Source organism: Arthrobacter sp. JSM 101049 (genome assembly GCF_041679245.1).
Lineage (GTDB): Bacteria > Actinomycetota > Actinomycetes > Actinomycetales > Micrococcaceae > Arthrobacter_H.
In genome coordinates this window covers 437,901-459,952 of the sequence record NZ_JBGFFC010000003.1, presented here as the reverse complement: position 1 = coordinate 459,952, position 22,052 = coordinate 437,901, and the positions used below count along the sequence as shown (strand labels likewise).

19 protein-coding genes and 2 riboswitches are annotated in these 22,052 nt (G+C 67.3%); of the genes, 12 read left to right on the top strand and 7 right to left on the bottom strand.

The features are described 5' to 3' along the window. Positions 1-9: 9 nt before the first annotated feature. A riboswitch (SAM riboswitch) is annotated at positions 10-106 on the top strand. 8 nt (positions 107-114) lie between these two features. From AB8M85_RS11580 to AB8M85_RS11555, 6 genes are all read left to right on the top strand, one after another. Beyond that, positions 115-1,380, top strand: a complete 1,266-nt coding sequence (locus AB8M85_RS11580) for an acyl-CoA dehydrogenase family protein (protein ID WP_372698969.1) — start codon at positions 115-117, stop codon at positions 1,378-1,380. Next, a complete protein-coding gene (locus AB8M85_RS11575) occupies positions 1,377-2,786 on the top strand; it encodes an LLM class flavin-dependent oxidoreductase (RefSeq protein WP_372698968.1) in 1,410 nt (469 codons plus the stop codon). The genes AB8M85_RS11580 and AB8M85_RS11575 overlap by 4 nt, the downstream gene beginning before the upstream one ends. A gap of 83 nt (positions 2,787-2,869) precedes the next feature. Beyond that, positions 2,870-2,958: riboswitch (SAM riboswitch) on the top strand. A gap of 82 nt (positions 2,959-3,040) precedes the next feature. Beyond that, entirely contained in the window at positions 3,041-4,396 is a 1,356-nt protein-coding gene (locus AB8M85_RS11570) for an MFS transporter (protein WP_372698967.1), read from the top strand. An 8-nt stretch (positions 4,397-4,404) separates the two neighbouring features. Continuing rightward, positions 4,405-5,679, top strand: coding sequence for an acyl-CoA dehydrogenase family protein (locus AB8M85_RS11565; protein WP_372698966.1), 1,275 nt, complete (start codon positions 4,405-4,407; stop codon positions 5,677-5,679). Continuing rightward, positions 5,676-7,091: an NtaA/DmoA family FMN-dependent monooxygenase gene (locus AB8M85_RS11560; protein ID WP_372698965.1), complete on the top strand. Its 1,416-nt coding sequence runs from the start codon at positions 5,676-5,678 to the stop codon at positions 7,089-7,091. Before AB8M85_RS11565 ends, AB8M85_RS11560 begins: the two co-directional genes overlap by 4 nt. Before the next feature lie 426 nt (positions 7,092-7,517). Next, complete coding sequence (locus AB8M85_RS11555; RefSeq protein WP_372699088.1) at positions 7,518-7,943, top strand: CoA-binding protein; 426 nt, start codon at positions 7,518-7,520, stop codon at positions 7,941-7,943. Between the two features lie 7 nt (positions 7,944-7,950). Here the strand turns inward: AB8M85_RS11555 and AB8M85_RS11550 are convergent, their stop codons facing one another. Together AB8M85_RS11550 and AB8M85_RS11545 are read right to left on the bottom strand one after the other, a co-directional pair. Continuing rightward, entirely contained in the window at positions 7,951-8,754 is an 804-nt protein-coding gene (locus AB8M85_RS11550; RefSeq protein ID WP_372698964.1) for a DUF1206 domain-containing protein, read from the bottom strand. A 66-nt stretch (positions 8,755-8,820) separates the two neighbouring features. Further along, positions 8,821-10,059, bottom strand: a complete 1,239-nt coding sequence (locus AB8M85_RS11545; protein ID WP_372698963.1) for an MFS transporter — start codon at positions 10,057-10,059, stop codon at positions 8,821-8,823. A gap of 166 nt (positions 10,060-10,225) precedes the next feature. On the opposite strand from AB8M85_RS11545, the gene AB8M85_RS11540 reads away from it, so the two are divergent. Further along, positions 10,226-11,710: a mannitol dehydrogenase family protein gene (locus AB8M85_RS11540; protein ID WP_372698962.1), complete on the top strand. Its 1,485-nt coding sequence runs from the start codon at positions 10,226-10,228 to the stop codon at positions 11,708-11,710. Between the two features lie 3 nt (positions 11,711-11,713). Here the strand turns inward: AB8M85_RS11540 and AB8M85_RS11535 are convergent, their stop codons facing one another. Continuing rightward, positions 11,714-13,117: an FGGY family carbohydrate kinase gene (locus tag AB8M85_RS11535; protein WP_372698961.1), complete on the bottom strand. Its 1,404-nt coding sequence runs from the start codon at positions 13,115-13,117 to the stop codon at positions 11,714-11,716. Continuing rightward, positions 13,114-14,091 (bottom strand): sugar-binding domain-containing protein, encoded by a 978-nt coding sequence (locus tag AB8M85_RS11530; protein ID WP_372698960.1) that lies wholly within the window; start codon positions 14,089-14,091, stop codon positions 13,114-13,116. The genes AB8M85_RS11535 and AB8M85_RS11530 overlap by 4 nt, the downstream gene beginning before the upstream one ends. Before the next feature lie 155 nt (positions 14,092-14,246). Between AB8M85_RS11530 and AB8M85_RS11525 the strand changes: the two genes are divergently transcribed. From AB8M85_RS11525 to AB8M85_RS11505, 5 genes are all read left to right on the top strand, one after another. After that, entirely contained in the window at positions 14,247-15,614 is a 1,368-nt protein-coding gene (locus AB8M85_RS11525) for a sugar ABC transporter substrate-binding protein (protein WP_372698959.1), read from the top strand. Between the two features lie 3 nt (positions 15,615-15,617). Continuing rightward, entirely contained in the window at positions 15,618-16,571 is a 954-nt protein-coding gene (locus tag AB8M85_RS11520; protein ID WP_372698958.1) for a carbohydrate ABC transporter permease, read from the top strand. Continuing rightward, positions 16,568-17,455 (top strand): carbohydrate ABC transporter permease, encoded by an 888-nt coding sequence (locus AB8M85_RS11515; protein WP_372698957.1) that lies wholly within the window; start codon positions 16,568-16,570, stop codon positions 17,453-17,455. Before AB8M85_RS11520 ends, AB8M85_RS11515 begins: the two co-directional genes overlap by 4 nt. A 78-nt stretch (positions 17,456-17,533) precedes the next feature. Then, positions 17,534-17,923 carry an MmcQ/YjbR family DNA-binding protein gene (locus AB8M85_RS11510; RefSeq protein WP_372698956.1) on the top strand — a complete coding sequence of 130 codons (390 nt, stop codon included), beginning with the start codon at positions 17,534-17,536 and terminating at the stop codon, positions 17,921-17,923. Between the two features lie 9 nt (positions 17,924-17,932). Continuing rightward, complete coding sequence (locus tag AB8M85_RS11505) at positions 17,933-18,256, top strand: putative quinol monooxygenase (RefSeq protein ID WP_372698955.1); 324 nt, start codon at positions 17,933-17,935, stop codon at positions 18,254-18,256. On the opposite strand, the gene AB8M85_RS11500 is transcribed toward AB8M85_RS11505, so the two are convergent. The 3 genes from AB8M85_RS11500 to AB8M85_RS11490 form a co-directional block, all read right to left on the bottom strand. Then, positions 18,253-18,705: an OsmC family protein gene (locus AB8M85_RS11500; RefSeq protein WP_372698954.1), complete on the bottom strand. Its 453-nt coding sequence runs from the start codon at positions 18,703-18,705 to the stop codon at positions 18,253-18,255. The two genes, AB8M85_RS11505 and AB8M85_RS11500, sit on opposite strands and share 4 nt — an antisense overlap. Positions 18,706-18,892: 187 nt before the next feature. Further along, the gene (locus tag AB8M85_RS11495) at positions 18,893-21,412 is read right to left on the bottom strand and encodes a S8 family peptidase (RefSeq protein WP_372698953.1); all 2,520 of its coding nucleotides are present in this window, start codon (positions 21,410-21,412) and stop codon (positions 18,893-18,895) included. Beyond that, complete coding sequence (locus AB8M85_RS11490) at positions 21,409-22,023, bottom strand: AAA family ATPase (protein ID WP_372699087.1); 615 nt, start codon at positions 22,021-22,023, stop codon at positions 21,409-21,411. The genes AB8M85_RS11495 and AB8M85_RS11490 overlap by 4 nt, the downstream gene beginning before the upstream one ends. Positions 22,024-22,052: the final 29 nt, after the last annotated feature.

Sequence of the window (22,052 nt, the reverse complement as noted above, 5' to 3'; positions counted from 1 at the left end):
TGGAGGCAGTAACCATCCAGAGCGGCCGAGAGATCTGGCTCGATGACGCCGCAGCAACCCCTTCCCGTTCACGGGAGGAAGGTGCTCACGCCGGAACCGATGGAGTGATCTTCTATGTCTGCTGTGCCGATCGATGACGTGGCCCCGCGCCACCTGCTCAAATTGACCCCCGGCGTTCCCGCCGATGACCGCTACGACGAACTGGCCGGGATCTTCCGCCCCGTGTTCGCCCGCATTGCCGAGGGCGCGGCGGAACGGGACGCGGACCGGATCCTGCCGATCGAGCAGGTCGGCTGGCTCAACCAGGTCCGCTTCGGGGCCCTGCGCGTGCCCCGCGAAGCCGGGGGATTCGGCGCATCGCTGGTGGACTCCTTCCGGCTGCTGATCGAGCTGGCGGAGGCCGATTCGCAGATCGCCCAGCTGCTGCGCTCGCACATCGGCTTCGTCGAATCGGTGCTGCTGCTCGAGGACGAAGCGGTCAAGGCCCGCTGGTTTGCCCGTTTCGTGGCCGGCCAGATCGTCGGCAATGCCTACACCGAACGCGCCGGCAACGACCTGGGGAAGCTGAACACCGCCGTCGAGCCCACGGGGACCGGGTGGCTGCTCTCGGGGGAGAAGTACTACTGCACCGGGACCATCTTCGCCGACTGGGTCGCCGTCACCGCCGTCGCCCCGCAGGTTCCCGGCCGCCACGTCGCCGTGGTCTCCACCCGGCATTCGGGAGTGCAGATCTACGACGACTGGGACGGGTTCGGCCAGCAGCTCACGGGCACCGGATCCACCCGTTTCACCCACGTCCCGGTCGACACGCTGCTGGACCCCGCGGTCCTGGACGTCCACCCGGAATCGGCCATCTTCCAACTGGTCCTGCTGGCGGTCCAGGCCGGGATCGCCCGCGCCGTGCTGGCCGATGCCCGCCTCCAGACGCAGGCGCGCACCCGGACGTTCAGCACCGGCACCGGGCAGCCGTCCCGGCGTGAACCGCAGGTGCTGCAGGTGATCGGCGAGATCTCCGCGGCCACCTTCGCCGTGGACGCCATCGTCCTGGCCGCCACCGCCGAGCTCGAGGCCGCCATCGGCCAGCCCGGCCTGAGCAACGCCGAGCAGTACGCGGTCTGCGAGCTGGCGGCCAACCGCGCCCAGGCCGCCGTCCAGCCCCTGGTGCTCCAGGCCGCCACCCAGCTCTTCGACGGGCTCGGCGCCTCCTCGACCTCCACCCGCTGCAACCTCGACCGCCACTGGCGCAATGCGCGCACCGTGGCCACGCACAACCCCGCCATGTACAAGTCCCGCATCGTCGGAGACTACGAGGTCAATGCCACGGTGCCGCGCAAGCTCAGCGCCGTCGGCGACCTCAAGACCCCCAAAGGAGAACAATGAGCACCACACCGGCACGCCGCCACGTCCGCCTCAACGCGTTCGACATGAACTGCGTCGTCCACCAGTCGCCCGGCCTGTGGCGCCACCCGCAGGACCAGGCCTGGCGCTACAAGCAGCTCGGCTACTGGACCGACCTGGCCAAGACGCTCGAGAGGGGCCTGTTCGACGGCCTGTTCATCGCCGACGTGCTGGGCACCTACGACGTCTACGGGTCCACCAACTCCGTGCCGCTCTCCGCCGGCGCCCAGGTCCCGGTCAACGACCCGTTCCTGCTGGTCTCGGCGATGGCCTCGGTTACCGAGAACCTCGGCTTCGGCGTCACCGCCGGCACCGCCTACGAGCACCCGTACCCGTTCGCCCGCCGCCTGGCCACCCTGGACCACCTGACCAACGGCCGCATCGGCTGGAACGTCGTCACCGGCTACCTGCCCTCGGCCGCACGGAACATGGGCCAGGAAGACCAGCTCGAGCACGACGAGCGCTACAACCACGCCGACGAGTACCTCGAGGTCGTCTACAAGCTGCTCGAGGGCTCCTGGGAGGACGACGCGGTGCTCCGCGACCGCGCATCCGGCGTCTACACCGATCCGGCCAAGGTCCACGAGATCGGCCACGAGGGCAAGTACTTCAAGGTCCCGGGCATCGCCGTCACCGAACCCTCGATCCAGCGCACCCCGGTCATCTACCAGGCCGGTGCCTCCAAGCGCGGCCTGAAGTTCGCCGGGGAGAACGCCGAATCCGTGTTCGTGAACAGCCCCACGAAGGAGATCCTCGCCGAGACCGTGCGCAAGATCCGCGACAATGTCGAGGCCGCCGGACGCGACCGCTATGACGTCAGGATCTACACCATGCAGACCATCATCACCGGGGCCACCACCGAGGAGGCCCAGGCCAAGTACGAGGACTACGCCTCCTACACCGACCTGGATGGGGCCCTGGCGCTGCTCTCCGGCTGGACCGGCATCGACATGTCGCAGTACGACCTCGACGACGTGATCGGCGAAGACGTGCAGTCCAACGCGATCCAGTCATCGGTCGAGACGTTCAAGAAGGCCTCCGGCGACGACGGCAAGCCCTGGACCATCCGGCAGCTCGCCGAGTGGATCGGCGTCGGCGGCTTCGGCCCGGTGACCGTGGGCAGCGGCGCGGAGGTCGCGGCCAAGCTCGTCGAGTGGGTCGAGGACACCGACGTCGACGGTTTCAACCTCGCCTACGCCATCACCCCGGGCACCTTCGAGGACGTCGTGGAATACGTCGTCCCCGAACTGCAGGCCCTGGGCGCCTACCCGACCGAATACACCCCCGGGACCCTGCGCCAGAAGCTCTTCGGCGCCGGCGACCGGGTCAAGGAGACCCATCGCGCCGCCAACTACAAGCTGGCGACCGCGGACCTGGCCACCAGCTAGGCACCGCCACCAGCACCAACCACCGCCTTCCCGCACCCGGGAAGGCACCACCGCTCGACCGGGACGGCCGCCAGGCCCTCCCACCACCATCCAGAGCGGCCGAGAGACCTGGCTCGTTGACGCCGCAGCAACCACCCCGCGGGGCAGGTGCTCCTGCCAGGACCGATGGAGAGGCTTCCCCCTGTCCCGGCCGCCCACCTGCGCGCGGCCGGGCCGGTGGTGGGCTCTTCCCCGTACCCCGAGGAGGACCAGACTTGAACACCCCGACCACCACGACGGCGCCACGGGCACCGCGGATGAGGTCCCGCGTCGCCGTCGCCAGCCTGATCGGCACCACCATCGAGGGCTACGACTTCGTGCTCTACGGCCTGGCCGCGGCCACCGTCTTCGGGCCGCTGTTCTTCGCCCCCGCCGACCCGCTGGTCGGCACCATGGCCGCCTTCGCCACCTACGCCGTCGGGTTCATCGCCCGCCCCATCGGCGGGATCCTCGGCGGGCACTACGGCGACCGGATCGGCCGCAAGACCGTCCTGGTGGTCTCCCTGCTGCTCACCGGCCTCGCCACCACGGCCATCGGCCTGCTGCCCACCCACGACACCGCCGGCTGGATCGCCCCCGCCCTGCTGCTGGCCCTGCGCGTCCTGCAGGGCGTCGGCTACGGGGCCGAATGGGCCGGCGCCGCCCTGATGACCGTCGAACACGCCGCCCCCGGAAAGCGCGGCCTGACCAGCAGCGCCACCCAGATCGGCCCGAGCGCCGGAATGCTCCTGGCCACCGGCGTCCTGCTGGCCCTCGAATCGTCCATGCCCGACGACGCCTACCTCGCCTGGGGCTGGCGGATCCCGTTCCTGGCCAGCATCCTGCTCGTCGCCGTCGGGCTCATCGTGCGCCTGAAGATCGAGGACAGCGAGTCCTTCAAGCAGGTCGTCCGGGTCAAACAGGTCGCCGCCCGTCCCGTGCTCGAATCCCTGCGCACCCACCCCCGCCAGGTCGCCCTGACCACCGGACTGCGCCTGGCCCAGAACGCGTTCTACTACGTCTACACCGTCTTCATCCTCACCTACCTCGCCCAGGGCGGGACCAGCCGCGAGACCGGACTGCAGGCCATCCTCATCGCCTCCGCGCTCGGACTGGTCTCCGTGCCGTTCTGGGGCTGGGTCTCGGACCGGATCGGGCGCCGCCGCACCTATCTCTTCGGCGGGATCTTCAGCATTCTGGTGGCCCTGGTGGCCTTCCCGCTGCTGGACACCGGCAGCGTCGTGCTCATCGTGCTCACCGTCGTGCTGGGCATGAATATCGGGCACGACGCCATGTACGGCCCCCAGGCGGCGTTCTTCTCCGAGCTCTTCGACACCCGGGTGCGCTTCAGCGGCGTCTCGCTGGGCTACCAGATCGGTTCAGTCCTCGGTGGGGGCCTGGCACCGCTGATCGCCACCGCGCTGCTTGCCGTCGGCGGCGGCAGCCCGTTCTGGGTCGTCGTCTACTTCGTCGGCGTCGGGGCCATCACCCTGGTCACCACCCTGCTTTCCCCCGAAACCGGGGCCCGGGATCTGGATGCACGGCACGACGCCGATGCCTCCTCCCAGCCCGAGCCCGCCCCCGTCAGCTAGGACATTTCATGAGCGAGACCACCACGCACGAAACCCCCGACGCACTCCGGGCATCCGCCCCGGACGGGTCCGAGGCCCGCTACGCGGCCCTGGCCGCGCGCTTCCGATCCGTCTTCGACAGGATCGCCGCCGGTACCGTCGCCCGAGAACAGGACCACATCCTGCCGTTCGAGCAGATCGGCTGGCTGAAGGATGCCGGCTTCACCACGCTGCGGGTCCCCGCGGAGTACGGCGGCGAACCGGTCTCCCACGAGCACCTCTTCCGCCTCCTCATCGAACTGGCCGAGGCCGACTCCAACGTCTCGCACCTGTTGCGCTCGCATTTCGCCTTCGTGGAGACCATCGCCCTGCAACCGCGCCCCTTCCGCGACACGTGGTTCCCCCGCGTGCTCGCCGGGGAGATCTTCGGCAACGCGGCCACCGAACGCGGTGGCAACGCCCTGGGCGCCACCGCGACGCGGCTTTCGAAGCACGACGGCGGATGGCGGCTCAACGGGGCCAAGTACTACACCACCGGCAGCATCTTTGCCGACTGGATCGTCGTCATGGCCAGCACCGACGGCGTCGAGGGCCGCCAGTACGCCGTCGTGCCCCGCGACGGGGAGGGCGTGGTCATCCATGACGACTGGGACGGGTTCGGCCAACCGCTGACCGGTACCGGGACCGCCCTCTTCGAGAACGTCGCCGTGGAGGAGGCCAACATCATCCACCGCAAGGTCAGCAGCACGCTGGAACCCGCGTTCTTCCAGCTCGTCCTGCTCGCCGTGCTGGCGGGCATCGGCCGGGCCGCCCTGCGCGACGCCTCCGCGCTGGTCGCCGCCCGCACCCGCACCTTCAACACCGGTTCCGGCGGGCTGTTCCGCGACGACGCCCAGATCCAGGAACACGTCGGCAGCCTGGCCGCCCGCGTCTACGCTGCCGAGGCCATCGTCGCCGCCGCGGCCCGCGACCTGGATGCCGCCGTCGACCCCGCCCTGGGGCTCGACACCGAGGCCGCATTCCTCCGCGCCGAACTCGGCGTGGAGAAGGCCCACGTGGCCATCCCGCCGCTCGTCCTCGAGGCCACCACCGCCCTCTTCGACGTCACCGGCGCCTCCGCCACCAGCCGCGGCAAGTCCCTGGACCGGCACTGGCGCAACGCCCGCACCGTCGCCACCCACAACCCCGCGGTCTTCAAGGCCCGCGCCGTCGGCGACTTCCACATCAACGGGACCATCCCCACCGGGCTGAACAGCATCGGCGAGGCCACCACGACCACCCCGAAGGGGGACGCACCCGCATGAGCACCACCGAACGCCCCCGCCTGCTGCTGAGCGCCTTCCTGATGAACACCCCCAGCCACATCCTCGGCGGGCAGTGGCGCCACCCCGAGGCCCAGCAGCACCGCTTCAACGAACTGCAGCTGTGGGTCGACCTGGCCCGCCAGCTCGAGGATGCCAAGTTCGACGCGATGTTCTTCGCCGACGTCGTGGGCCTGTACGGCAACCACGAGGGGGGCTGGGCCTCGCTGGTGGACAAGGGCCTGCAGATCCCCTCCAACGACCCCCTCGTGCTGGCCTCCGCCCTGGCCGCAACGACGTCGCAGATCGGGCTGGCGCTGACCAGCTCCGTCCTGCAGTCCGAGCCGTTCCAGATGGCCCGCCAGTTCTCCACCCTGGACCACCTCTCCGGCGGCCGCGTCGCCTGGAACATCGTGACCAGCGTGCTGGAGAACGCCCACCGGAACTTCGGCGCCAAGGGCCTGGCCGCCCACGAGGACCGCTACGACTGGGCCGACGAATACGTTTCCGCCGTCTACAAGCTCTGGGAGGGCTCCTGGGAGGACGGCGCCCTGCTCGCCGACAAGGCCACCGGGCGTTTCGCCGACCCCGCATTGATCAACAAGATCCACCACGAGGGGACGCGCTACTCCATCGAGGGCCCGCACCTGAGCTCCCCGAGCCCACAGCGCACGCCGTTCCTGTTCCAGGCCGGCAGCTCCCCACGCGGCAAGGCCTTCGCCGCGGCCCATGCCGAGGCGACGTTCCTTTTCGCCCCGCACACCGACTACGTGCGCCAGCAGGCCGCGGCCATCCGCGACCTCGAGGCGCGGGCCGGCCGCACTCCGGGCGACGTGAAGATCTTCGCCGGGCTCTCCTTCGTCGTCGGCAGCACCGAGGAGGAGGCGCGGCGCAAGGAGGCCGAATTCGACGAGTATCTGGACCTTGAGGCAATCATCGCCCATATCGGTGGCGGCATCGGTGTCGATTTCGGCGGACTGGACCACGACACCCCGCTCGGCGACGTCGAGACCGAAGGGGCACGTGGTGTCCTCGAGGCCGCCATCGCCTCCGTGCCCGGCGGCAAGCCGACCATCGGGGACCTGGCCCGCTACCGGGCCAAGGCCCAGCAGATCTCCGGCACCCCTGAGCAGATCGCCGACGAGCTTGAACGCTGGCAGGACGCGGGGATCAACGGCGTGAACATCATCAACCAGGTCCTCCCCGGCTCCTACACCGACTTCATCGCCGGCGTGCTGCCCGAACTGCGGAGCCGCGGGCTCGCGCAAACCGAATATGCTCCCGGCACGCTGCGGGAGAAGGTCTTCGGCCGCTCCGCGACGCTCGAGGACAGCCACCCAGCGGCCTCCTACCGTGGGGCCTTCCGGCAGCACTCGGCTTCGGTCACGAGGGGGGTGCCGGTCGGCGCGGAATGACCCGCCGGGCTGACCTGTCCGGCCTCGGCTTGTATCGTGGGGGCCATGACGGAACCAGCGGCCCAGCACGAACCGTCCGAGGCGGACCTGGCCGGTGTCCCCGACGCGGAGATCCCGGACGTCGACATCCCCGAACCGGATATCTCCGACGTCGAGATCCCCGCCGCACCGGAGGAGGCGCCCGGCGTCGCGGACGGCGGTGTGCCTGCCGGCCTCTTCGGTGAAACCGCCCGACCCGGGGAGATCCCCGAACCGGTCGTCCCGGAGGTCGAGGGGCCGCCGCTGGGCACCACCGACCCCCAGTTGCGCACCGGGGACCCGGCAACGGGCACCACCGAACCGGTCCTGAACGTCGGGGACCCCGTGCTCTCCGAGCCCGTGCTGCGTGAACCCGTCCTCGGTGGCGCGGGAACCGACGGGCCCCAGCTGAACCCGCACCATATCAACGACCCCGACACCATCCGGCGCCTGCTCACCACCCCCGCCCGCTGGGCGATCGTCGGGCTGTCCAACAACCCGATGCGTGCAGCAGTCGGGGTCGCACGCATCGTCCGCGACGAGCTCGGCATGGACATCGTCCCGGTGTCGCTCAAGGGCGACACCGTGCACGGCGAACGCGGCTACACGCGGCTGGACCAGATCCCCGGGACCATCGACGTGGTGGACTGCTTCGTGAACTCCACCAAGGTCGGTGCGATCGTGGACCAGGCCATCGAGATCGGTGCGAAGGCCGTCTGGCTCCAGGTCGGCGTCATCGACGAGGACGCCGCGGTCCGCGCCAAGGCGGCCGGGCTCGATGTGGTGATGGATGCCTGCCCGGCGATCGAACGCCGGAACATCCTCTTCGAGTAGGCCCGGCCTATTCCATCTGGTCGTAGCGCGAGCGCAGGAACAGGAAGACGCCGTAGGCCATCAGCCCCACCGCCACGACGAACAGGGCGGGCGGGCCGAAGGGCTGGTCGCGGATCGACTTCAGGGCTCCGTCGAGCCCGGTGGCATCCTGCGGGTCGTGTTGGAACGTCGCGACGATGAACAACAGGCCCACGGCAACCAGGACCAGGCCCTTGGCGGTGTACCCGACCGTGCCGAAGACGTTCACGATCCGGCGCATGGCCGGGTTCTCCTGCGGGCGCAGGATCTTCTGGAAGCTGCGGGAGAAGCCGCGGTAGACGAAGTAGCCGCCCACGCCGATGACCACCAGGCCGGCGACCACCAGGGCAACGCTGCCGATGGGTGAGGACATCAGCACGCCCGAGGCCGAGCTGCTTTGCCGGGACGAATCCTTCCCGCCGCCCAGGGCGTGGCGGCCGAAGGTGGTTGCCACGGCAAAGAAGACGACGGCGATGCCCGCCTGCTTGATCCGGTAGCGGTTCCCATCACCGCCGGGGAAGATGGCCTGCGCCACGCACCACACGCCCAACAGCAGGGCACCCAGGGTGCAGATCCAGATCAGGACGACACCACCGGGCTGTTTGGCCAGCGTCGCGATGGCGCCCGATTGCTCGGCTTCGGCGCCGGTGGCCCGGGCCACGTTCACCGCCAGCAGCCCCAACGTCAGGTGCAGGACGCCGTTGGCGACGTAGCCCAGCCGGGCGAGGCGTTCGAACCAGTGGCTATGTGCTGCCTCGCGTGCGCCGTCGACGGCATCTTCGGTCGTTCCCATGAGCACAGCATAAGGAGTGACGGGCCCGGATGCCCCATCCAGTGCCGTCTGGCAGCCGTCCGGGATTCAGGGCCGGCGCCGACCCGGCCCGCGTCCCAGGGCCAACGGCAAGGTGGCCAGCGAGAGCCCGGCGGCGACCAGCAGGGCGATCGGGAAGGACAATCCGGCGGCGAGCAGGCCCACCAGGACCGACCCGAGGCCCGTGCCGGCATCGAACCCGATGTTCCACACGGCGCTGGCCGTTCCGTATTCGCGGCGTCGCACGGCGGAGAGGGACAACAGCAGGGTGAGGTTCTGCAGGCCGCCGTAGGCGATGCCGACCAGCGCCATCGCGGCCAGGAACGGCAGCACCCGGGTGGCTGCGGGGTCGCGGATGGCCGCCGCGGCCAGGGCCAGCCCGATGACCGTGAGCAGGACCAGCGGCCAGAGGAACCGGTGGGTGCCGAAGCGGTCGGCCAGGGCCCCGATGCGCCAGCGGCCCAGGGCGGCGGTGGCCGTGAGCAGCACCAGGCCGCCGGAGGTCGCCGCGGGGATGGAGCTGAACTGCGGGGCGAAGGTGATCAGCGCGCCGCCCGCGAGGGTGACGGCCAGCAGCAGGACCATGGGGCGCAGCAGCCCCGGCGGGACGCGACGGGCCGTGGCGTCGTTGGAACCCCCGTCGCCGGGAAGATCGCCGGCGGCGGCTGCCGCAGCGGCGAGGCGGTCGTGGGCTGCCTGGTGCTCGCGCAGGGCACGGCCCAGTCGTGGGGCGGCGATGATCCCCAGCAGCGGCAACGTACCCAAGGCGAACACCGTCCAGAAGCCGAAGGCGTCGGCGAGCCAGGGGGCCGCGGGCAGGATCAGCAGCTGCGGGACGGCAATGGCCGCACCGTACGCGCCGATGGCCGCGCCGTGCCGGGCCGGGGCGACGAGGTGGGCGACCGCGGCGGAACCGGTGACGGTGAGGATGCCGAAGCCGATGCCGCGCACCACGGACCAGGCGAGGATCCACCCGAGCTGGTCGGAGACCAGCAGCAGCAGGCTTGGAGCGCCCAGGAGCAGCAGGCCGATGCCGAGGATGCGGGCGGTGCCGAAGCGATCCAGCAGCCGGGGGACAAGCCCCTGGGTCAGGACAGTTGCCAGCAGCAGGGCGCCGTTGACCAGTCCGGAGCCGGCGGCCCCGGCCCCGCCATGCACGGCCCAGAGCGGGGCGACGGACAGCAGCGCGGAATAGCCGGCGAAACCGGCAGCGGTCAGGCAGAGCAGGGCCGGCATCCCGGCCGCGCTCCAAACGGTGTCGCGCTGCGGCGGGACGGGTCGGCTCACGCCGCCCACCCTAGCAAGCCGCCGCAGTGAACCGCGTACCGGGTCGATCGTCCCGGCAGCACGTTGCGTCATCCACTCTCGGCCTCGCCATCGCGCTCATATGAGTACCAAGAATTGCTCATATGTTATGCTCGCGGTGTTAGCCACATCACGATCGGAGTTTGCCATGACGCGTCTGAACGCCGGGACCCTGTCCTCCCTCGCCGACACGGTCTCCGTGCCCGGTTACCCGCTGGAGAAGCGACGGATCGGGATAGTGCACTTCGGCGTTGGCGGCTTCCACCGCGCCCACCAGGCGATGTACCTCGACGCGCTGATGAACGAGGGCAAGGACTTGGACTGGGCGATCTGCGGCGTCGGCCTCATGCCCTCCGACCAGCGCATGCGCGACGCGCTCGCCGACCAGGACGGCCTCTACACCCTCGTCGCCAAGGCCCCCGACGGCACCCGCGAGGCCCGCGTCATCGGCTCGATCGCCCGCTACCTCTACGCCCCCGACGATCCCGAGGCCGTGCTGGCCCAGCTGGTGGACCCGGCGGTGCGCATCGTCTCGCTGACCGTCACGGAGGGCGGCTACAACTACAACCCCTCCACCGGCGAATTCAACGCCACCACCCCCGCCGTCGCCGCGGACCTGGCCGACGGCGCCGCGCCCACCACGACGTTCGGGTTCGTCACCGAGGCCCTGCGCCGCCGCCGTGCGGCCGGGACCGCACCGTTCACCATCATGAGCTGCGACAACATCCAGGGCAACGGCCACCTCGCCGCCCGCGTCTTCACCGCCTTCGCTACCCTCAAGGACCCGGAACTCGGCGCATGGATGACCGGGAACGTCGCGTTCCCCAACTGCATGGTCGACCGGATCACCCCGGTCACCACCGACGCCGACCGGGCGAGCATCGCCGCCGAATACGGCGTCGAGGACGAGTGGCCGGTCGTCTGCGAGGACTTCGTCCAGTGGGTCCTCGAGGACAACTTCCCCACCGGCCGCCCCGACTGGGGATCCGTCGGCGTCCAGCTCGTCGACGACGTCGAACCCTACGAGCTCATGAAGCTGCGCCTGCTGAACTGCAGCCACCAGGGCATCGCCTACCTCGGGTCCCTGGCCGGCTACCGCTATGCCCATCAGGCCTGCGCCGACCCGCTGTTCATCGACTTCCTGCTTGCCTACATGGAGCGCGAAGCCACCCCGACGCTCAAGCCCGTCCCCGGCATCGACCTTCACGCCTACCGCCACCGGCTCATCGAACGCTTCGCCAACGAGCAGATCCAGGACACCTTGGCCCGACTGGCCGCCGAGTCTTCCGACCGGATCCCCACCTGGCTGGTCCCGGTGATTCGCGCCAACCTCGCCGCCGGCGGTGCGGTCCGCTTGAGCGCCGCCATCGTCGCCTCCTGGGCGCGCTACGCCCGCGGCGTCGACGAGGCCGGCCAGCCCATCGAGGTCGTCGACCGGCTCCGCGACCGCGTGATGGCCGCCGCCGCGGCCCAGGACGAGGACCCGTTGGCCTTCCTGCGCGACCCCGAGCTCTTCGGCGATCTCGCCGAACGCGGCGACTTCACGCGCCCCTACCTGGAGGCGTTGGCCCTTCTGGACGACGGCGGGGCGCTGGCATTGCTGCGCACCCTGCGCGAGGACGGCTGGCGGTAGCGCCTACACCCCGTAGAGGCGGGTCCGCTCGGCGGCGTAGAGCTCCCGGGAGTCGCAGCCCCACGCCGCACCCGAGGGGCTGAGCCGGGCCTCGACCCGTCGTTCGAACGCGGGCAGATCGCCCGTCGCCGCCCACGCCGCTTGGCGTGCCGCGCCGAGGGCCACGTATTCGCCCGCTTCCAGGACGTCGACGTCGATGCCGAACAACTCGGGTGCCGCCGCGCGCAGCGACCGGGAGCGCGCGCCCCCGCCGATGAGCAGGGCGCGCCGGGCCGGAATGGAGACCTCCGAGAGGGCCAGGGCCGCGTCCGCCAGTGAATTCAGCACGGCCAGCACGGAGGCACGGGCCAGGTTCTGCCGGGTCAGCGAGGCGCGGCTCAATCCCGTCAGGCTTCCGGTGGCATGGGGCAGGTTCGGTGTCCGTTCCCCGTCGAGGTACGGCATCAGGTTCAGCCCGCCGGCCAGCGGGTCCCCGGAGGAGGCCAGGGTGTCGAATTCGGGCAACTGCACGCCGAGCAGCTCGGCCGTCGAGGCCATGACGCGGGCGGAGTTGATGACGGCCAGCAGCGGCAGGTAGCCGCCGGCGGCATCGGCGAACCCGGCCACCGCACCGGACGCGTCCGCATCCGGGGTGTCCGGGACCGAGGCGAACACGGTGCCGGAGGTGCCGATCGAGACCGCGATCTCACCGGCCTGCATGCCCAGACCCAGCGCTGCCGCGGCGTTGTCCCCGGCGCCGGCCGAAACGGGCGGCTCCCCGACCCCGAAACGGCTGAGCAGGCGGCCACCCGAAGCCCCGGGTGCGATGACCTCGGGCAGTTCGGGTAGCTTGCCGAAGTACTCCTCCAGGAGTGCATTCCGGTACCCGGTGTCCGGGTGGTAGTACCCCGTACCGCTGGCATCGGAACGGTCGGTGAACCAGCGTCCGGTCAGCACGTGGTTGAGGTAGTCATGCGGCAGGACCACCCGGTGGACGCGCGCCGCTGCCTCGGGCTCGTGCCGGGCCAGCCACGCCAGCTTGGTCAGCGTGAAGGAGGCCACGGGCACGGAGCCGACCTCGCGCGCCCAGAACCCGGCCCCGTGGTCGGCGACCATCGCTGCCGCCTCGGGCGCGCTGCGGGTGTCGTTCCACAGCAGGGCGTCGTGGACCGGCTCCCCGTCGACGTCCAGGGCGACCATGCCGTGCTGTTGCGCGGCCAGCCCGACGCCAATCACCCGGCCCGCCGACCCGGGATCGGCCTGCCGCCAGGCCTGCTGCAGGGCGTCGGCCCACCGGCGCGGGTCGATGCTGGTCCCATCCGGATGCGCGACCTTGGACGAGCGCAACTCCTCGCCCGTGGTGGCGTCCAGGACCAGGACCTTGCACGACTGGGTCGAGGAGTCGATGCCGACAACCACGTCGCTCATGCCGGGGCCCCCGTGCCGGAGTCGGAGGATCTTCCGGTGATGGACAAGCCCAGTTCCCCGGCGAGCCGCAGGGCCAGGGCCGGGCCGATGACCAGATGGTTGGCGATGCCTGCGGCAACGGCGGCGCGGACCCCGGCGACGCCGTCCTCGCTGGGGGCCACCAGGACCACCTGCGGGGTGGAGGTCAGTTGTTCCAGGGTCACGGCGATGACGCAGTCATCCAGCCCGGCATCGGCCGCGGAGCCATCCGCGGCCAGCAGGCGCCCGGAGCACTCGGCGACCGCCCCGGCAGCCGTGGCGGCCTGCCGTTGGGCGGGGGAGACGCGCTCGTAGACCGTCGATTTCCCGGCGGCCCAATCGCCCAGCGACACCACGGCGACGTCCAGTGCGTCGGCGGCCTGCAGGGCATCGGAGATCTCCGGCTGCCGGCGCAGACTGGCAGCGGTCTCGGCGGTCTCCACGATCAACGGCGCCGGCAGCGGCCAGGTCCGGCCCCCGGCGGCCTGGCCGAGCCGGTGGATCAGCGAACCCGATCCTCCGCCCCCGGTGACGGAGATGGAGCCGGCGAGCTGGACGACGTCGCAGCCCGGCAAGGTGGGTAGGTGTCCCGCCATTTCCTGGAGCGTGCGGGACCAGGAGACGCCGAGCCGGCTGCCTTCGCTGACGACGTCGGCGACCACTCCCGCAGCTGCCCGCGCCAACCGGTCGCGGGCGTCAGGTGCCCCCTCGGGGATGGAGGCGATGGTGACGGAGGCGATGCCGAGGGCCTCGGCCAGCTCCGGGCCGTCGGCCGGCAGTGCGAGTGGATGGCGGATCGTGATCGTCACGATCCCCTCGCGCCGGGCCTCGTCGAGGTAGCGGGCCACCTGGAAGCGGGAAATCCCATGGGCCTTGGCGATCTCGACCTTCGATGTGTTCTCGAGGTAGTACTCGCCGGCGATCTGGGCCAGCATCTCCTCGTGCCGTTCAGGCATGTGGCCATCCTCGATTCCGTGTCGACGCGCCGCGCCGGACTCATGTGAGTTGCAGGTCTTGCTCAAATGATCTTATATGACTAGAGTCACATAACAAATGAGCACTTGACGACCATCATATGAGCGAATCCAATCGCTCGGGCGAGGAGCAAGCAATGGCGATTCGGGACCTGTCCCTCAGCCGCCGCGGATTCATCGGAGCCGGCGTCGGCGCCATGGCCGCCGCCGGGCTGAGCGCCTGTTCGGGACAGGCGACGGCCGGGGGGAAGACCAGCCTCGTCGTCGCCATCGTCTCCAACCCGCAGATGACCGACGCGATCTCCCTGATGAAGGACTTCCGCAGCAAGCATCCGGACATCGACGTGCGCTTCGTGTCCCTGCCGGAGAACGAGGCCCGCGCCAAGATCACGGCCTCGGTGGCCACCCAGGGCGGCGAGTTCGACGTCGTCATGATCTCCAACTACGAGACGCCCATGTGGGCCGAGAACGGCTGGATCACCAACCTCGCCCCGTACATGGCGCAGACCGAGGGCTACGACGCCGAGGACTTCATCCCCACCATCCGCGAGGCCCTGACCTACCAGGGTGGCCAGTACTCGGTCCCGTTCTACGGCGAGTCCTCCTTCGTGGTCTACCGCGAAGACCTCTTCGAGAAGGCCGGCCTGACGATGCCGGAGCAGCCGACCTGGGATCAGATCCGCGGGTTCGCCCAGCAGCTGCACCAGCCCGAGAAGGACTTCTCCGGCATCTGCCTGCGCGGCCTGGCCGGCTGGGGAGAGGTCATGGCACCCCTGGACACGGTCATCAACACCTACGGCGGACGCTGGTTCGACGAGGAATGGAACGCCACCCTCAACACCCCCGAGGTGCACGACGCCGTGGCCGGCTACGTCGACCTCGTCCGCAGCTACGGCCAGCCCGGCGCCGCGACCTCCGGCTATGGGGACTGCATCACCCGGTTCTCCCAGGGCAACGCGGCCATGTGGTACGACGCCACCGCCATGGTCTCCTCGATCGAGGACCCGAAATCGTCGCTGGTCACCGGCAAGACCAACTACGCCCTGGCTCCCGTGAAGGAAACCGAGTCGGCCGGGTGGCTCTACACCTGGGCACTGGCGATCCCGGAAACCAGCGGGCACAAGCAGGCCGCCTGGGACTTCATCGCCTGGATGACCAACAAGGACTACCTCAAGCTCGTCGGCAACTCCATCGGCTGGGAACGACTTCCCCCGGGCAGCCGCAAATCCACCTACGAGATCCCGGAATACGCGAAGGTCGCCAAGGACTACGCCGACCCGACCCTGAAGGCCATGGGCAACGCCACCCAGGAGAAGTCCATGGTCAACCCGGTGCCCTATACCGGACTGCAGTTCGTCGGCATCCCCGAGTTCCAGGACCTGGGCACCCGGGTGGCGCAGCAGATCTCCGCCGCCATCGCCGGCAGCCAGAGCGTGGAGGACGCGCTGAAGCAATCCCAGGACTTCGCGGCCACCGTGGCCCGGACCTACCAGAAGGAAGGCTAGGCCATGAGCACGTTGACCGAGACCCGCCGGCGCGGGGCGACCGGGACGGGGCCGGACGAGGCGGAGCTGCGCCGCGCCCACCGCCGTGACGGCTGGAGCCGCCGGCTGCCCCTGCTGCCCGCGCTGATCTTCACCATCGTAGTGACCCAGCTGCCGTTCCTGCTGACCATCTGGTACTCGCTGCGGTCCTGGAACCTGCTGCGTCCCGACGGCAACATCTTCGTGGGCCTGCAGAACTTCGTCGACATCTTCTCGGATTCGACCTTCCGCGTCGCGGCATTGAACTCCATCCTCATCACATTGTGCTGCGTCGCCGTCGCACTGGTCCTCGGCACGCTCTTCGCGGTCCTGCTGGACCGGGAGTTCCTGGGCCGAGGGATCGTGCGCACCCTGCTGATCACCCCGTTCCTGATCATGCCGGTCGCCTCCTCGATGCTGTGGAGCGTCTCGATGCTCAACCCCAGCTACGGGATGGTCAACTGGGTGATCGGACTGGTCGGGATCGACCCGATCAACTTCACCTCCTCGGCTCCGCTGCTCTCGGTCATCATCGCCCTCGTGTGGCAATGGACGCCGTTCATGATGCTGCTGATCCTCGCCGGGCTGCAGGCCCAGCCCAAAGACGTGCGCGAGGCCGCCGCACTCGACGGGGCCGGCTGGTGGAAGACCTTCACCCTGGTCACGCTGCCCCAGCTGCGCCGCTACATCGAACTGGCAGTGCTGCTCGGTTCCATCTACGTGGTTAACACCTTCGACCAGATCTACCTGATGACCGCCGGCGGGCCCGGAACCGCCAGTGCGAACCTCCCCTTCTACATCTACCAGCGCGCGTTCCTGGGCTTCGACATCGGCCAGGCCGCAGCCATGGGCGTCATCGTGGTCATCGCGACCATCATCATCGCCACCTTCGCGCTGCGCGTGATCTTCCGCAGCTTCGACGACAAGGAGCAGGCATGAGCACCACGACCCTCGACCCGGAACGCCAGCGCACGACGACGGTACGCGCCTCCGTGGAGAAGCCCCGGCGCAAGGGGGTCTTCAGCGGGGGAGCGCTGACCACCCTGACCTGGGTCCTGGCGCTGATCTTCTTCGCCCCGGTCGCCTGGATGGTCATGACGTCCTTCAAGCAGGAGAACGTCGCTGCCTCAAACCCGCCGGCCTTCTTCTTCGAGCCGACTCTCGACCAGTACAAGGCGGTCATCTCCTCCGACGCCGGTCCGTACTTCCTGAACTCCCTCATCGCCACCGGCGTCTCGACCCTGCTGGTCATCCTCCTGGCCATCCCGGCGTCGTACGCGCTGAGCATCCGGCCGGTGAAAAGGACCAACGACGTGCTGTTCTTCTTCATCTCCACCAAGATGCTCCCCGTCGTCGCGGTGATCATGCCGATCTACGTGATCTCCGGGCAGCTGCGGGCGCTGGACAGCATCTGGACGCTGGTCATCCTCTACACGGCGATGAACCTGCCGATCGCGGTGTGGATGATGCGCTCGTTCTTCCAGGAAGTCCCCGGCGAGGTGCTCGAGGCGGCGTCCATGGACGGCGCCGGCCTGATCAAGACGCTGCGCTCGGTGCTGATCCCCATGGTCACCCCGGGCATCGCGGCAACCGCCCTGATCTGCGTGATCTTCTCCTGGAACGAGTTCTTCTTCGCCCTGAACCTCACCGCCGCCAAGGCCGCCACCGTGCCGGTGTTCCTCATGTCGCAGATGACCAGCGAGGGCCTGTTCCTTGCCCAGCTCTCCGCGGCCTCCGTGCTCGCGTCGCTGCCCGTGGTCCTCGCCGGTTGGCTGGCGCAGAAGCAGCTCGTCCGCGGCCTGTCCATGGGGGCCGTCAAGTAGACAACTCGCCTCAACCAGGACCAGGATCGACGCCGGTGCCCCTCGGGTGCCGGCGTCGCCCCGCGTAGGATGCCGGGTATGGACCACGAGAGCTTCCGCGCCGCCTGCCTGCAATTGGCGGGTGCCTTCGAGGACCACCCGTTCGGCCCCGACGCCACGGTCTTCAAGGTGTCCGGACGACCCGGCGGCGCGACGAAGATGTTCGCCCTTCTCTGGGACGACTCCGACCCGGCGCGGGCGAACCTGAAATGCGAACCGGTCCTCGCCGAGCAGCTGCGGGCGGCCCACCCGGAGATCACGCCGGGCTACCACATGAGCAAGAAGCACTGGAATACCGTGCTCTGCTCCGGCTCGCTGGATGGCGCCACGGTGCGCGACCTCATCGAGGACTCCTACGATCTGGTCGTCGAGTCGCTGCCGAGGACCGACCGCGAACGCCTCGGGTGGAAGGGCCTGGCCCGCGGATAGGGTGGAAGCATGATTTTCATCGTCGTGAAGTACAAGGTCAAGCCCGAATACATCGACTCGTTCATCGAGATCACCCGGCCCTTCACCGAGGCCACCCGCGCCGAGGAGGGCAACCTCTGGTTCGAGTGGTCTCGCAGCGTCGAGGCCGCCAACGAGTTCGTGCTCGTCGAGGCCTTCAAGGACGGCTCAGGGGAAGCCCACGTCTCCAGTGACCATTTCGCCGCAGGCCTCGAGGCGATGCGCCCCACCTTGGCCGAAACCCCGCAGATCGTCAGCCGCCAGGTCGACGGCGAAGGTTGGGACCGGATGGGTGAACTCCAGGTCGGCTCCTAGCCTTCGTCGCCGGTCGCGACGGCGACGCTGCTCGCGACCGGTGTGCCGTGCTCGACAGTGCGGGAGACCGTGCAGTACTTGTCGTGCGACAGGGCGACGAGACGCTCCACCATGCTGGCCGCTTTCCGCCCGTCGGCGTCGTCCGCGAAGGCGAGGTTGAACGAGAGGTTCAGATCGTCCATCCGGTTGGCCCCGATATCATCGACGACCTTGTTGCCGGATGCCGTCACCGAGAATTTCGTCGGCTCGGCGCTGCGCGAGGTGGCAGTGTCGACGTCGATTGATGAACACCCGGCGATGGCCGCCAGCAGCAGCTCGACGGGGGAAAGCAGCCCCTCGCCCTGCCCGAATTCGATCTCCGCACCGGCGGCATTGCGGGCGGTGTAGTGGCCGGTGGCAACACGGGATAGTTCGATGGACCGGGCGTTGGGGTTCTCGTTTTCGCTCATGAGCCCATGATGCCATTGCGACCAAATTGATGCTCAACTACAAAGACTCTGGGTTCAGCCAGATTTCGAACGGTCTGCAGCGTTAGACACATAAGCCCCAATCTTCGCGCGCTGTGCAGGCCGTTCCATTCTGCAAACGGTAGCCTTCGAGCTCCACAGTTTTGCCTCGACCTGTGTAAGTACTCGCTCAGAGACGAGGACGGACCGCGATCGAGGGTTGAATCTGATCTCTGACTTCGGCATAAACGTCGACATTGATTGTCGGCGAAACCCAAAGTGAAAGTGCGACCGCATATGGAATTCGTTCTCCATCAAGGCCACCGGCCTGTTCAACGCATTTCACTCTAAGAGAGATGTTAGATCCGTGACCGGTACCGAACGCCTTCTCAGTTTCCCAAAGCAGGTGCTTGACCGTACCACTACCGCGTTTTGCGTCGTCGTCAGACAAGTCAACTGGTGTACTGAGTACCGGCCCTCCCTTCGGCTTCGTGAAATTAAGGGCTGCTTTCCGGTACTGACGGTGTCTCCAATTAATCGGGCTTAGCCAACCAAGCGTGGCCGAGATTCGCTTCGTTTCGCGGACATTGAGACCGTTAGGAAGAGGCAAGAGGAGTTCTTGTTCCTCAGCAGCGCCGAGCGTGCCCAAATACAGAATGACGGCTTCGTTTGAGGAGCACCCAAGCGAATAGTCTCGTTCCACGCTACCGAAACCAATTGCACTTCGCAGGGCTAGCGATTCGCTATGCAGGCCATCTGGATGGCGCGCACCATGTGCCAGTAGTGCCTTTATTGCAACTGAGCGCTGATGGCGAGTGAGTGTGACGCCTTCCGTAATTTCGTCGAGTACATCGTGAATCCGCGCGGCTCCACGTGTCACGAGAGCGGCTGCAGGGCTGGTACCACTTGTGAAGGCTTCCTGTCCTGCCGACGAAGTGGCAACCTTAATCCCGGGGCCCGTAGTCGAAGCGTTTGCGATTGATAGGGTACCGACCGCCATGGGTGGTGCCTTGAAGTGGACCTTGCCGCCCGGTGCGGCCAGTTCCGGCTTCATGCTTCGCCTGTACCCACCTCCGAGCGCAGTGACAGGACTGACGCTCGGCAGTCCGTCGCTAGGGTCAAAGCGATATCCGAGAGGTTGTCCCTCGGAAGAGTCATCATGGATGGCGCCGACAGTCAGAGCATTTATCGCTTCTCCTGGAGATAGCAGCCTTCGATTCGCTTGATCCGCCTGCTGCGATGCCAGGATGGCCTCTCTTCGGGCCAGGCCGGTAAGTTGCTGGATGGACGAAGAGTCATTCGCATGCGCTGGCAAAGAGGGGTAGTTGCCGGCGGAAACAACGATCAACACCCCATACCTGTAGCTCAACCAATCGAGCGTACGCGCCCATGAGGAGAGAACAGAGTCGAACGGTGTCGTGGGGTCGCCTACGGAAAGATTTACAATGACTACTTCTGGCGCTACTGGTGGCTCTTCTTCGGTACCTTCAAAGAGCTCAAAGAAGATCCTTTCCATGAGATCCGGAGTAAGCTCGTCTGCTCTGATTTCTTCGATTCGACCTTGGGTATCTGAAGCTGGAGTAAGTATTGGACGGGCAAGTATGGGGCGACTTAAGGCAGGACCCGGTTTACTCCGATCGCCCCATATGATTGCCGAGGCCATCCATGTCCCGTGCTTTCTGTCTTCCAGAGTGCTCGCAGAATCTGCAGAGAGGTCATCGGGATCATGAATATAGACGCGGTCCGCCAATAGGTGATGGTTAGCTGCAGGTACCCCATCGAGTAAGCAAACGACAGGTGCGCCGGCTGGGAGGGGTTCGCTAGTTTCGGGGGCTTCAACGCCTGGCGAGGACAAAGGTACGCTTTGGCCCGCGAGTCTTAGATACATCACGTTGGAGGATCGAACCACTTTGACATGTTCAAACTGGCCTTGAGCGAGCCTACTTACTATGTCGTCTCCTACCTGACACTTCACCGCATGGTAGCCCACGGCAGCAATTGTTGAAGAAGTGAGTAGCGTTCCGTTTGCGTCTGTGATCAGCTTTTCGACTTCGATTTGGGCCTTCTGTCGAAGACTGCTGGACTGCCGATACCAAAGCTCGATTTCAATGGTGTGCAACTGGCCCGGAATTCGGCCGGCGAAATATTCTTCCCAATTCATCGTCTTGAGCCGGTCTTCAGGACCCCAAGTGTGAACATCTTTTAGATGACCGAACAAGTCCTTTAGCTTTCCATAGCCATGGGGGACGCGTCCGGTTCGCTTCCATGTCCGCCAAAGTTGCAATAGCCGGGACATTGCGAACTCGCTGAGGCAAACAGCGTGTAGACAAGTCGTGATTTTGAGGTCCTTCGGTGCCTCCGATATAAGCGTGAAGTCCTCGGTAGGGTCCATCGACCCTTCCGATTCGTTCAGGACCTCGAACCCTAAGCGTTGAGCGACACCGCTTAAGTCCGTTCTTTCGTCTATAGCTTCGAACACAAGGACCAGCTGCGGATCGGCAGCTTGGATGGAAGTCGACAGTGCGACTTGCTCCTGGAAGTCACTGAAGGCGTTTTCGAAGCCGTCGTCAAGGCGGGCAACGCGCGCCGAAGAGTTGTTGAAATTGACCTTTGGTTTACCTCCACGGGGAAGTTGTATAGAACGCACCGGACTTACTGCGCCGAATAGGACAGGGCGTTGGGGGGACGGTTCTGAAGTGGTCGCGTTCACGAGTCATCACTCCCCGCGCGTTTTTGCCACTGTCCAAGAAGCTTCTGAGTGATGGCGCTGATGTCTGAATCAACGCCGTCTAAGATACTTCGCCGGTGGACATCCCGTGCGAATTCTTCGAGTTCGGCGTAACTCACGGATTGCAATCGTTCGGCTATGGTCCTCACCGATAGCCCGAAGTTCACTCCTCGACGGGAGGACCATGCCGCAAGCCACTCCATTTTTCCGGACCTAGTTGGATGCGGCAGTTCCATCCGAATCTGCATCCGCCGCCACACGGCTCGATCCAACAACTCAGAGTGATTCGTGGCCGCGACTACTATGACGTGGCTTGGCAACTTATCAATTTGAAGGAGTAGCGAGCTCACAACCCGCTTTATTTCACCGGTTTCGTGCGTATCCCCTCGTTCCTTTGCGACAGCATCGAATTCGTCAAAGAAGAGAACACAAGGTCGGGTTCGTACGGCAGAGAAGAGAGTATCCATCCGGGAAGCAGTTTCGCCTAGGAAGCTTCCAATCAGGCCCTCATAGCGGACGGTCAAGAGTGGAACCGCCAGTTCTGTGGCGATAGCTTCCGCAAGTGATGTTTTTCCGCCTCCAGGTGGGCCCACAAATAAGAGGCGATGACGCGGTTCCACGC